This is a genomic window from Acinetobacter sp. CAU_H_56 (assembly GCF_058599425.1).
The window spans coordinates 2,678,410-2,690,743 of sequence record NZ_CM178654.1; the positions used below are offsets into that span (position 1 = coordinate 2,678,410).

General features: G+C 43.9%; 10 protein-coding genes and 1 pseudogene. 6 read left to right on the forward strand and 5 right to left on the reverse strand.

Annotation, left to right across the window (positions count from 1 at the left end):
- The first annotated feature begins 174 nt into the window (after nt 1-174).
- The gene (locus AC4MCC_RS12660) at nt 175-1,044 is read left to right on the forward strand and encodes a LysR family transcriptional regulator (RefSeq protein WP_004781845.1); all 870 of its coding nucleotides are present in this window, start codon (nt 175-177) and stop codon (nt 1,042-1,044) included.
- A gap of 154 nt (nt 1,045-1,198) precedes the next feature.
- Complete coding sequence (gene ovoA, locus AC4MCC_RS12665) at nt 1,199-3,385, forward strand: 5-histidylcysteine sulfoxide synthase (protein ID WP_491885394.1); 2,187 nt, start codon at nt 1,199-1,201, stop codon at nt 3,383-3,385.
- Between the two features lie 45 nt (nt 3,386-3,430).
- On the opposite strand, the gene AC4MCC_RS12670 is transcribed toward ovoA, so the two are convergent.
- A complete protein-coding gene (locus tag AC4MCC_RS12670; RefSeq protein ID WP_005232362.1) occupies nt 3,431-3,682 on the reverse strand; it encodes a DUF2789 domain-containing protein in 252 nt (83 codons plus the stop codon).
- A gap of 156 nt (nt 3,683-3,838) precedes the next feature.
- Entirely contained in the window at nt 3,839-4,489 is a 651-nt protein-coding gene (locus tag AC4MCC_RS12675; RefSeq protein WP_419375024.1) for an HAD family hydrolase, read from the reverse strand.
- A 182-nt stretch (nt 4,490-4,671) separates the two neighbouring features.
- On the opposite strand from AC4MCC_RS12675, the gene AC4MCC_RS12680 reads away from it, so the two are divergent.
- From AC4MCC_RS12680 to AC4MCC_RS12690, 3 genes are all read left to right on the forward strand, one after another.
- Nucleotides 4,672-5,154, forward strand: a complete 483-nt coding sequence (locus AC4MCC_RS12680; RefSeq protein WP_004781838.1) for an RNA pyrophosphohydrolase — start codon at nt 4,672-4,674, stop codon at nt 5,152-5,154.
- A 92-nt stretch (nt 5,155-5,246) separates the two neighbouring features.
- Complete coding sequence (gene ptsP, locus AC4MCC_RS12685; RefSeq protein ID WP_491885395.1) at nt 5,247-7,544, forward strand: phosphoenolpyruvate--protein phosphotransferase; 2,298 nt, start codon at nt 5,247-5,249, stop codon at nt 7,542-7,544.
- 42 nt (nt 7,545-7,586) lie between these two features.
- Nucleotides 7,587-8,087, forward strand: coding sequence for a hypothetical protein (locus AC4MCC_RS12690; RefSeq protein ID WP_491885396.1), 501 nt, complete (start codon nt 7,587-7,589; stop codon nt 8,085-8,087).
- On the opposite strand, the gene AC4MCC_RS12695 is transcribed toward AC4MCC_RS12690, so the two are convergent.
- Nucleotides 8,084-8,260, reverse strand: coding sequence for a DUF7230 family protein (locus AC4MCC_RS12695; protein ID WP_004781833.1), 177 nt, complete (start codon nt 8,258-8,260; stop codon nt 8,084-8,086). The genes AC4MCC_RS12690 and AC4MCC_RS12695 overlap by 4 nt on opposite strands.
- A gap of 625 nt (nt 8,261-8,885) precedes the next feature.
- On the opposite strand from AC4MCC_RS12695, the gene AC4MCC_RS12700 reads away from it, so the two are divergent.
- The gene (locus AC4MCC_RS12700) at nt 8,886-10,406 is read left to right on the forward strand and encodes a catalase (protein ID WP_312209195.1); all 1,521 of its coding nucleotides are present in this window, start codon (nt 8,886-8,888) and stop codon (nt 10,404-10,406) included.
- A gap of 97 nt (nt 10,407-10,503) precedes the next feature.
- Here AC4MCC_RS12700 and AC4MCC_RS12705 read toward each other — a convergent pair.
- Nucleotides 10,504-10,839 (reverse strand): annotated as a pseudogene (locus tag AC4MCC_RS12705) (catalase-peroxidase 2); the annotation flags it as partial.
- A gap of 96 nt (nt 10,840-10,935) precedes the next feature.
- On the reverse strand, nt 10,936-11,991 hold the full coding sequence (locus tag AC4MCC_RS12710) for an MBL fold metallo-hydrolase (protein WP_159123646.1): 1,056 nt from the start codon (nt 11,989-11,991) through the stop codon (nt 10,936-10,938).
- Nucleotides 11,992-12,334: the final 343 nt, after the last annotated feature.

Here is a 12,334-nt window from a genome sequence, read left to right on the forward strand (position 1 = left end):
TCTTCCTCTTTTAGCCACCTACCCTCGGTGGCTTTTTTTATGACATAAAATAAAACATTTAAAAATGTGTATTAATTCAACATTAAACCAATAGTTCTATATTTTTACTTTGATTTATTCTTAAATTATTACAATAATAAACTTAAGCATAAAAAAACTTTATAGGTGATCAAGATGAATCTCGCAGCTTTTGAAGCCTTTGTAAAAGTCATGGAAACAGGTTCGATTTCTTTGGCTGCAGATCAGCTTTTTATTACCCAACCAGCTGTGACCAAACGTATTCACAGTCTGGAAGAATATTTCGGGGTGAAATTATTTGAATCTGCGGGCCGTGGTGTACAGGCCACTCATGCAGCACATTCCCTGCTGCCTAAAGTAAAAAACTGGCTGAACGAGCTGGGTGATATTCACTATACCCTGAGTCATGAACAAGGTCAGGTACAAGGCAAACTGAAAATTGGCACCAGCCATCATATTGGTCTGCATCATTTACCGAGCCATCTGCGTGAATATGTACAGCAATATCCGAATGTGACCCTGGATGTACATTTTGTAGATTCTGAACAGGCACATGAACAGGTCATTGCCGGTGATCTGGAACTGGCTTTTCTGACGCTACCGCCGCATGGGGATGAGCGCCTGAAATATGTCACTATCTGGAATGATCCTCTGGTTTTTGTGGTAGCACCGTTCCATCCGTTGGCTCAGCAAAAAAACCTGTCTCTTGAAGATCTGGTGAATTACCCAAGCCTGCTGCCTTCTGCGCAGACCTATACCACGCAGATTACGATGGCTGAGTTTGAAAAACAGGGTATCAAGCCGAAAACGACCATGAGTAATAATCCGCTTGAATCGATCCGGATGCTGGTTTCGATTGGTTTAGGCTGGTCAGTCTTGCCCAAAACCCTGGTCAATCATGACCTGCAAGAACTGGATCTGAATCTGGAAATGAACCGTCAGCTCGGGATGGTCTGGCATCCGGGTCGTACTCAATCGAAGGCGGCTGAAGCATTGGTTCAACTGATGCAAGGCCCGTCAATTTAAAATTAATTTTCACATTTCTCTGCTGCAGCCATATGGATGCAGCATTTTGTTACCTAAAAACATCGCATCAGTTGCTTCCTTTCAAGTACTTTTAAAAGTATCAAATTCATTTTCCTGAAGATGAAAAATTAAAACGTATTCAAGGAAGCAAAGAATGCAGATCAAATCTTCTGACTCCAAAACTTTATTATCTTCTTCTCATAAACTGCTCGAAGAAATGGGTTTATGGAAACCGCTTAAACCAACGCTACACCCGACTCCCAATCTTGATTTTGAAGATGAACCGACAGCGCGTGCCGTATTACGTGATTATTTCCTAAATACCTTTGACACCTATGAGCAACTGTTTGACTGCCTGAAAAATGAAGAAGCCTTTTATGTCAAACCGATTGCCTTACGTCATCCGCTGATCTTTTATTTTGGTCATACTGCCACTTTTTTTATCAATAAGCTGTTGCTGGCTCAACTGATCCCGGAACGTTTGAATCCGCATCTGGAAAGTATCTTCGCGATTGGTGTAGATGAAATGAGCTGGGATGATCTGGATGAACAGAATTATCACTGGCCTAGCATTCAGGCGGTACGTGATTACCGGCATCAGGTACGTGCCCTGGTCTTGAAAGTGATTGAACATGCGCCGCTACAACTTCCACTGAACTGGCACAATCCGTGGTGGACCATCATCATGGGCATTGAGCATGAACGAATTCATCTGGAAACGTCTTCGGTTTTAATCCGCCAGCATCAGTTACGTTATGTACAGAATCATCCGCAGTGGCGTGCCAATGTCATTACCAGTATTGCACCTGAAAATAGTCTGGTAAAGGTACCGGCAGGTCAGGTCAATTTACATAAAAATTTCGAACATGCTTTTTATGGCTGGGACAATGAATACGGCCACCATCATGCCGAAATTGCAGAATTCGAAGCCTCCAAATATCTGGTATCCAATAAGGAGTTTTTAGCCTTTGTAGAAGCAGAAGGTTATCAGACAGCTGACTACTGGACTGAAGAAGGCCAGCAATGGTTGGCATTTTCTCAAGCCACACATCCTACCTTCTGGGTCAAAACGGAACTGGGTTGGTCATTAAGATTGATGCTGGAAGAAGTTCCGATGCCTTGGGACTGGCCAGTCGAAGTGAATTATCATGAAGCCAAGGCTTTCTGTAACTGGAAATCAGCACAGACCGGAGAATCCATTCGTCTGCCAACTGAAGATGAATGGTATCGACTATATGCAGTTTCAGGACTGGATCCCAAATTGCCAAGTCCTGAGCAAGCCAATATTGAATTAAAATATGGCCCTAGCTCTTGTCCGGTGGATCATTTTCAGCATGGCGATTTTTATGATGTTCAGGGCAATGTCTGGCAATGGACCGAGACCCCGATTTATCCTTTCGAAGGCTTTCAGGTCCATCCCTTCTACGATGATTTTAGTACCCCTACTTTTGATGGCCAACATCATCTAATTAAAGGCGGTTCCTGGATTTCAGCCGGTAATGAAGCCCTGCACAGTTCACGCTATGCATTCCGGCGACATTTTTTCCAGCATGCCGGTTTTCGCTATGTTGCCGCGGAAGAGACATCACCGCAGTTTCACTCGCAATATGAAAGTGATCAGCTGATTTCCCAATATCTGGAATTCCAGTATGGAGCAGAATATTTTGCTGTTCCAAACTTTGCCCAAAGCCTGATTCAATTAGCTCGTTCTTATTTTCAAAACATTCCGTGTCATAAAGCGCTGGATATCGGGTGTGCAACCGGACGCGCCAGCTTTGAACTGGCCCAAGATTTTGATCAGGTCACCGGTCTAGATTTTTCAGCCCGTTTTATTCAGCAAGGTGTGGTGCTGGCGCAAGGAGAGACCCTGCGCTATAGCATTCCTGTTGAAGGTGAACTGGTGGAATATAAATCCTGCTCACTGGCAGAACTTGGACTTGAACAGGTTGCCAATAAGGTCGAGTTTTATCAGGGCGATGCCTGCAACCTGAAACCGCAGCTTAAAGATTATGATTTTATTCTGGCAGCTAACCTGATTGATCGTCTGCATCATCCTAAAGCTTTTCTGAGTGAGATTCATAATCGCCTGAATATAGGCGGCATTTTGATGCTGGCCTCGCCTTATACCTGGCTGGAAGAACATACAGCACGCAGTGAATGGATCGGCGGATTTAAGCAGGCGGGAGAAAACCTGAGTACCTTAGAGGGCATCAAAGCTTTACTCAGCCCACATTTTGAAATGCTGGACGAACCTGTGGATATGCCTTTTGTGATCCGGGAAACAGCGCGTAAATATCAACATACCCTGTCCCAAGTAACTTTATGGAAACGGATACAGTAATGCCCCAAATGAAAAAAGCCAATCAGTTGATTGGCTTTTTGTTCACTACTCAATTCCGCTAGTGGCATCCTCATGCAGAGATTCATTGAGCTGATCCACCACAATGGCCCATTCTCCATCTGAAGCAATTTTTTCAGCCAAGAACTGGCGCTGCGCATCTGACCAGTACGGCGCCTCCATCAGGTTCACATCTTTGGGTAATTGATGCTCATGAATAAATTGGGCAATCCCTTCTGCACTTGAATCCAGACCTAACTGTGCAAATAAATGAGTCATACGCGGTCTAACTTGGGTCATTTTCATTACCTCAGCGCTTGCTATCGTTATTGTCGACTTGCTTTATTTGTTCTAAGCATAGCATGTTTATTCAGCAACGGGCATGTCAAAAAGTACCCTCTTCTGCTTATAAAAAAGCACAACCGAAGTTGTGCCTGATTAAATCGAAAGAACTGCTTAAATCGACCAGTCCTGAATTTCCCAGCCCTGTTCTTTGGCCAGTGCTTCCAGACGATCATCCGGATTCACAGCAATGGCATGATCTGCATGTTCCAGCAGAAAACGGTCATTGATTGAATCTGAATATGCCCAAGACTCGGTCACGTCACGACCTGCCAGCCATTGTTCCAGACGGGTCAGTTTACCTTGCTGATAGCAGGCAATATTGGTCACCTTACCGGTATATTTACCGTCAATGACTTCAGCATTGGTGGCAATAATTTCAGTAATGCCAAACTCACGGAAAATCGGTGCGGTAATAAAGTCCGAGGTTGCAGTAATGCCGACAATGTCATGTCCCGCATCTTTATGGCGCTGAATCGCTTTAAAACCTTCCGGACGCATCTGTGGGCGAATGACTTTTTGCATGAACAGTTGATGTAATTCGGTCAGATAATCATGGTCATGTTGGGTCAAAAACTGGAACACAAATTCATTATAGGCATAGGGATCCAGTTGACCCTTTTTATAGTCCTCATAGAACTTGTCATTCATGGCGCGGTGATGAACGGGATCCACCAGACCTTCATTGACCAGGAATTCCCCCCAGGAATGATCCGAATCGGTGTTTAACAGGGTGTGATCGAGATCAAATAGCGCCAATTTCATGAAAATACTCGTAAAAACTGAAATTTAAGAAAAAAATTGTAAATCTATCTCCGCTAGTCGATAGAAATTCGTTAAGATCATAGCAATTTTAACATTTTTAAACTTTGCTTTTTTTCGAGTTGGATAAAGAAATAATATTCCCCGAAAGCAAAGGCATAAATTAAACAATTTTAGGTAGCCAAATGATCGACTCAGAAGGTTTCCGACCGAATGTCGGGATCATTTTGGCAAACGATGCTGGACAGGTTTTATGGGCAAAACGCATTGGTCATAATGCATGGCAATTTCCACAAGGAGGTATCCAATATGGAGAAACCCCTGAGCAGGCACTTTATCGTGAGCTGAGAGAAGAAGTTGGCTTACTGCCTGAACACGTCCAGATTATCGCGCAGACCAAAGGATGGTTGCGTTATCGTTTGCCGTATCGATACATTCGCACGGATTCAGATCCGGTATGTATCGGTCAAAAACAGAAGTGGTTTTTACTCAAACTGACGGCGCCCGTACAGAACATTCAACTTGATCTGTCCGATCCGCCCGAATTTGATCAATGGCAATGGGTCAGTTACTGGTATCCATTAGGCCAAGTGGTGAATTTTAAACGCGATGTTTATCGCAAGGCCATGATTGAACTCTGTCAGCAATTACCACAACAAAAACCTTAAAAAAATCGCGTGCATGTGCAGATTTTTTGCTCGGCTATTGTTATAAATAAACTAAATTACCGGACTTCTAAAAAAAATACGGAGCAGCTCCCATGTCGAATATGCAACTGGATACCCTGAGACGCATTGTCCAAGAGATTAATGCGTCTACCAGTTTGCATGAATCACTCGATATTATGGTCAATCAGGTCGCTGAGGCCATGCATGTGGATGTTTGCTCCATTTATCTGCTCGATGAACGCAACCAGCGTTATCTGTTAATGGCATCTAAAGGCCTGAAGCCTGAAGCTGTCGGTCATGTTTCTCTACATACCGGTGAAGGCCTGGTTGGTCTGGTGGGTCAACGAGAGGAAATCGTTAACCTCGACAATGCCCCTAAGCATGATCGTTTTCTGTATTTACCGGAAACGGGCGAAGAAATTTATAATTCCTTTCTGGGCGTTCCGGTCATGTATCGCCGTAAGGTCATGGGCGTACTGGTTGTCCAAAATAAAGAATCCCAAGATTTTAGTGAAGCGGCTGAATCGTTCCTGGTTACGCTATGTGCCCAGCTTTCGGGCGTAATCGCTCACGCCCATGCAGTCGGCAATATTGATGTATTCCGCAAGCCAAATAATTTACCGGCATATAAAACCTTCCAGGGTGTATCCGGTTCTGGCGGTATCGCACTCGGCCGCGCCATTGTGCTTTATCCACCTGCAGATCTGGGTGCCGTTCCGGATCGTGAAGCAGATGATATTAGCGAAGAACTGGCTTTACTGGATAATGCCTTAAATTCGGTACGTGAAGAAATTCAGTTCCTGGATGACAAAATGCAGGATGCGCTGATGGCCGAAGAACGCGCCTTGTTCAGTGTGTTCCTGCGTATGCTGGATGAAAATGCCTTGCCATCGGAAATTAAAGCCTTGATTCGTGATGGTCACTGGGCGCAAGGTGCAGTTCGCATCGTGATTGATAACCATGTCGCGCAGTTTGCGCAGATGGAAGATGATTACCTGCGTGAACGTGTCTCTGATCTGAAAGATCTAGGGCGCCGTATTCTGGCCAAATTACAGGAAGCTGATGAAAGCCATCGCGAACTGACGGATGAAAGCATCCTGATTGGTGAAGAAATTTCAACAGCTGCGCTGGTGGAATTACCTGTCGATAAGATTGCAGCAATTGTCACCACTGAAGGTGCCATGAATTCACACATGGTGATTGTGGCACGCGCGCTGGGTATTCCGACTGTCGTGGGTGTGACCGAACTGCCAATCAACACCTTGGATGACGTCGAGATGATTGTCGATGCACATCAGGGCCGCATCTTTATTAATCCACCACGCCGTTTGCGTACCCGTTATAAAGAGATTCAGAAAGAAGAAGAACAGATTGCCAAAGATCTACGTCAATACGAGACCAAAGATGCAATTACGCCAGATGGTACCGCTGTACGTCTGTTCGTAAATACCGGCTTGATGATTGACGTGGTTCGTGGTGTACAACGCGGTGCCAAAGGTGTCGGCCTGTACCGTTCTGAAATCCCGTTCATGCTACGTGACCGCTTCCCGGGAGAAGAGGAACAACGTGCCATTTACCGGCAGCAACTGAGTCACTTTGCCAATAAACCGGTGGTGATGCGAACACTGGATATTGGTGCAGACAAAGATCTGCCGTATTTCTCGATTGAAGAAGAGAATTCAGCATTGGGCTGGCGCGGAATTCGTTTCACGCTGGATCATCCTGAAATTTTCTCTTCCCAGATTCGCGCCATGCTGAAAGCCAGTATTGGTCTGAACAATCTGCATATCCTGTTGCCAATGGTCACCAGCGTCAGTGAAGTTGAAGAAGCACTATACCTGTTAGAACGTGATCATCATGCCGTTCAGGAAGAAGAACAGGTCAAAATTACCAAGCCGCAAATCGGGATTATGGTGGAAGTACCAAGCGTACTGCATCAGATTGATGAGTTTTCTGAACTGGTCGATTTCTTTTCGGTCGGTTCTAACGATTTGACTCAATATTTACTTGCCGTAGACCGGAATAATCCGCGTGTGGCCAACGTTTATTCACATTTGCACCCAGCCATTCTGCGCGCCCTGACCCGCTTGGTAGAAGACTGTCACCGTAATAACAAACCGATCAGTATCTGTGGTGAAATGGCTGGTGATCCTCTATCGGCCGTACTATTAATGGCCATGGGATTCAATACCCTGTCCATGAGTTCCAGTAATATATTGAGAGTCCGAAAAACGATCTGTCATGTACCGATGCCTGATGCACAGGAATTACTCAAACATGTACTAAAACTGGACAATCCACTCATGGTAAAAAGCTGGATGGAGCATTATTTTAGAACACATGGTTTAGGAGATATGGTGAAATCCACCACCCGTATGGTCAGCGCTTAAGGAGGAACTTTTCCAGGTTCCTCTGCATCAGTCGAGGTACTTATGGAATTTGTGCTTATCCTGCTTATGCTAGCTGCAGCGTTTTATTTTATTATTGTTGCACCAGCCTTACGTTCACAAAAATCCAGATATACATCTTCTCGTGATCGTAATAATGTCAGCTCGAGTCACCAGTATATCCGTGAAACTGAACGTCCTAAAGCCTGTCCCTTATGGGGAATTGAAATTTCTCGTACCCAGCAACGGCGTTTAGGCAAGAATGATCCATCGGTCATTGCGGCGAAACTGTATCGGCAACAGCTAGGAAAATTTGCCAGTTTTCAGCAGACTCGGCCTATGGCTGATGCTGATCCAAATAGATCTTCGAGTTCTGCGACCCTGCCCCGTTTTTTTCAAAATATGTTTCCCGAAGAAGCTTCTTCAACTACCCGACAAAACTCACCGCATTCTTCGAAAAGAAATTCATCTTTTAACTATACCCTCCAGAATCCCTTAAAATCAGCTCCCGTCCAGAACAGATCCACTTCTTCCTGGCCGCCCTAAGCTGCCCATAAAAAAGGGCGATCATCTTGTTGATATCGCCCTTGTTTGTGCTTGGTATAACCACGTTTTGCATTTTTCTTCCGATCTACAAAAACCTGGCTTTTATTGACTTCATGCATATGTTTGGCCACGAAGTTTGGCATGACTGCCTCTACAGCTTTTTTCTTTGCCATCTTGCTCTCTGTTTAATTTGGGCTAAGGAAATGATCCGCTCGGGATGTGAAATGATTATAAGGGCGACTGGCCAATTTTCAAGCAGATCAGCACTTAAATATTTTCCAGAAAATAGATAATTTGGTAGATATTCTTGCTGTAAAAATCAGAAAATTGTGAGCAAGAGAATGCTGATTTAACTACCTGTTTAATCTTTATATTTTAATTTTAAATCTAGCTATTTTAAAAATATTTATATAATTAACAACTTACTCAATAATTTATAAAAAACAAAAGAAATATTGAAGCATTTTTCTGATTTAAAGAAAACATCTTAAGCTTTGATTTTATTATTTAATCATTTTAAACTGAGTGAAAAATTTGCATATTTTAACATTGTCACATTTCTAGAAATATCTTATGTTAAAATTAGATTATTTATTTTCAATGACTTAATTTTTTATTTATTTAGGCAGTATTTTCTGAAGTTACAGAAAAACCAAACTTATTGCCAAAACACCCGATTCAACGACTCACTTAATTAAAAATTTGTTGGAAATAAAACCCCCAATGTTATTCCTGCACTTATAAATGATTTTTAACTGCCGGAATAAACAATAAAATCCTCAACGCTTGGAGAGAAAAATGAGCCAAGATATGAAAAAGTGCCCTGTCACCCATCTGACTACTGAAGCTGGCGCACCTGTAGTCGACAACCAGAACAGTATGACGGCAGGTAGCCGTGGCCCATTGCTGGCCCAAGATTTATGGCTGAATGAAAAACTGGCTAACTTTGTTCGTGAAGTGATTCCTGAGCGCCGTATGCACGCAAAAGGTTCAGGTGCATTTGGTACCTTTACCGTAACCAATGACATTACCGAATATACCCGTGCAAAAATTTTCTCGGAAGTCGGTAAAAAAACTGAACTCTTTGCCCGTTTCTCAACCGTCGCTGGTGAACGCGGTGCAGCTGATGCAGAACGTGATATTCGTGGTTTTGCCCTGAAGTTCTATACTGAAGAAGGTAACTGGGACCTAGTCGGTAACAATACACCGGTATTCTTCCTGCGTGATCCACGTAAATTTCCTGACTTAAACAAAGCAGTAAAACGTGATCCGAAAACCAATAAACGTAGCGCCACCAATAACTGGGATTTCTGGACTTTATTGCCGGAAGCACTACATCAAGTTACCATCGTAATGTCGGATCGTGGGATTCCAGCCGGCTATCGTCATATGCACGGTTTCGGCAGTCATACCTACAGTTTTATCAATGCCCAAAATGAACGCTTCTGGGTAAAATTCCACATGCGTACCCAGCAAGGTATCAAGAATCTGACTGATGCTGAGGCAGCAGAGCTAATCGCTAAAGACCGTGAAAGCAGCCAGACTGACCTATTTGATGCAATCGAACGTGGCGACTATCCAAAATGGAAAATGTACGTTCAGATCATGCCTGAAACCGATGCCGAGAAAGTGCCTTATCACCCGTTTGACCTGACCAAAGTCTGGCCGAAAGGTGATTATCCACTGATTGAAGTAGGTGAATTTGAGCTGAACCGTAATCCGGAAAACTATTTCCAGGACGTAGAACAGGCTGCTTTTGCTCCAAGTAATCTGGTGCCAGGTATTAGTTACTCACCGGATCGTATGCTACAGGCACGCTTAGTCAACTATGCTGATGCTGCTCGTTATCGCGTGGGCGTGAATCATGCCCAGATTCCGGTCAATGCCGCACGTTGCCCAGTACATTCAAATCACCGTGATGGTTTAGGGCGTATGGATGGTAACTATGGTTCATTGCCGCATTATGAACCGAACAGTTTCAGCCAGTGGCAGGAACAGCCAGAATTCAGAGAGCCACCACTCAAAATCACGGGTGATGCAGATTTCTGGGATTATCGCAAAGATGATAATGACTACTTCAGTCAGCCACGTGCCCTGTTCAACCTGATGAATGATGAGCAGAAACAGGCTCTATTTAATAATACCGCAGCCGCAATGGGTGATGCGCTTGATTTCATTAAGTACCGTCATATCCGTAACTGTTATGCCTGTGATCCAGCCTATGGTGAAGGTGTTGCCCAAGCTCTTGGGATGAGCGTAGCTGATGCCCAGATGGCTCGCGCAACTGATCCAGCCAAAGGCTTACCAAGCTTTCTCTAAGTTTTTCGGCTTGATTTGAGCAAATAAAAAAACCACCCGAGGGTGGTTTTTTATGGATATTAAATTAAAGCATCAGGAATATGAATGGCATTTCAATTTAAGCGGCTTCACGTTGATGTTTAACATCATAACGGTCAGCGTTCATGACTTTGGTCCAGGCTTTGATAAAGTCACGTACAAATTTTTCCTTATTGTCATCCTGAGCATAAACTTCAGAATAGGCACGTAAAATTGAGTTGGAACCAAAGACCAGATCGACACGGGTTGCAGTCCATTTCAGGTCATGTGTTTGACGGTCACGGATTTCATAAAGGTTTTCTTCTACCGGCACCCAGACATTATTCATATCCATCAGGTTCACAAAGAAATCATTGCTCAATACACCGACCCGATCAGTCAGTACGCCATGCTTGCTTCCACCATGATTGGCACCTGTACCCTTCAGCATAGGATTTAATCCCATAGAAATGAGAGTTCCTCTCTATGCTAGCTAACGACTCAATCGTTATACAGGAATGACATGAAGCCCTTAGACAATAATCCGCTTGCCTTCACGAATACAGTAAAACGGGTTAATCAGCTTGGAGGAATGCTGGATAATATGCTGCAATTCATTTTCAGGCTGGTCACGTGCTTCATCGGTGAGCTGGAACGTTCGATAATGAATTGCCATTGAACACCGTGCCATTAAGTCCTGATGGGCATGGAAAGCATCTTCCGGATTCATATGAATATTGCGCATCAATTCACGTGGTTCATAGGCACCGATCGGTAACAGCGCAATTCGTGGTGGCCCCAAGCGTTTTCGAATTTCCTTGAAATGCGGCGCATAGCCGCTATCCCCGGCAAAATAGCAATGATCCTTGCCATTCAATAAAGAAAAACCACCCCATAATGCACAGTTCTGATCACGCATTCCGCGCCCTGAAGCGTGCTGTGCTGGCGAATAGACAATCTGAATATCTTCAAAAAATGCGTTTTCCCACCAGTCCATTTCAATGACATTATAGTCTTTAGGCAGGTACCAGCCATTGCCCAGACCGGTATAGATCGGCATTTGATAGGTCTGATGCAACCAGGCCAAGGTCGCCAGATCCATATGATCATAATGGTTATGGCTGAGCAATACGGCATCAATATGCGGCAGCTCATCCAGGGCAATGCCAGCAGGAATAACGCGCTGTGGCCCTCGGGATGCAGAAGGACTGGCATATTCACACCAGACCGGATCAGTCAGAAAATTATACGGCCCGATCTGGATCAGGGCGGTGGCATGCCCAATAAACCAGATTTGCCAGTCATCTAAAGTGGCTTCCGGCCGATTTTGTGGCAAGGCACGCGGACGTGAAAAAAACTCGGCACGTTCCTGTTCCAGATTCACTTCCCAGGTGCTGGATTTTCTGGTGAATAACCATTTATACAAGTCAAAGCGACTCTGCTCGAGCGAATGATGCTCCAGATTCTTAAACCGCTCACCATCAAAATGATCGGAATGTAGATAATCAAATACCGGCTTGGACCAGAGATGTTTCCAACTGGACTCAGTCTCAAGCTGAAATTTTTTAGTCTTGAAAAGATCTTGCATAAATATCCACTATTTATTATTTGTTATATGCAAGACAGCATCCACCTGGAATTTTCAAACGGAGCATCTCTTTAAATCGCATACAAACTTATATACTTCGGTATTCCAGCATAGTATGAAATACGTGCCTAAGATTCATTTATGTTTTTGTTATTTTTAGCAAAACATCGAGCCCATGGAAAGACTAAAACCGATGAAAAGCTTCTAAAAAAATGAATACTCGAGATCAAGTTTGTGCCCATTCTGCTTTCTAAAAAGACTGGAGAATGATCGATATTCATCCGATAATTCCCACTCCATACCTGACTGTACATGACTTCATGACCTAAATTTTTATCCCGTA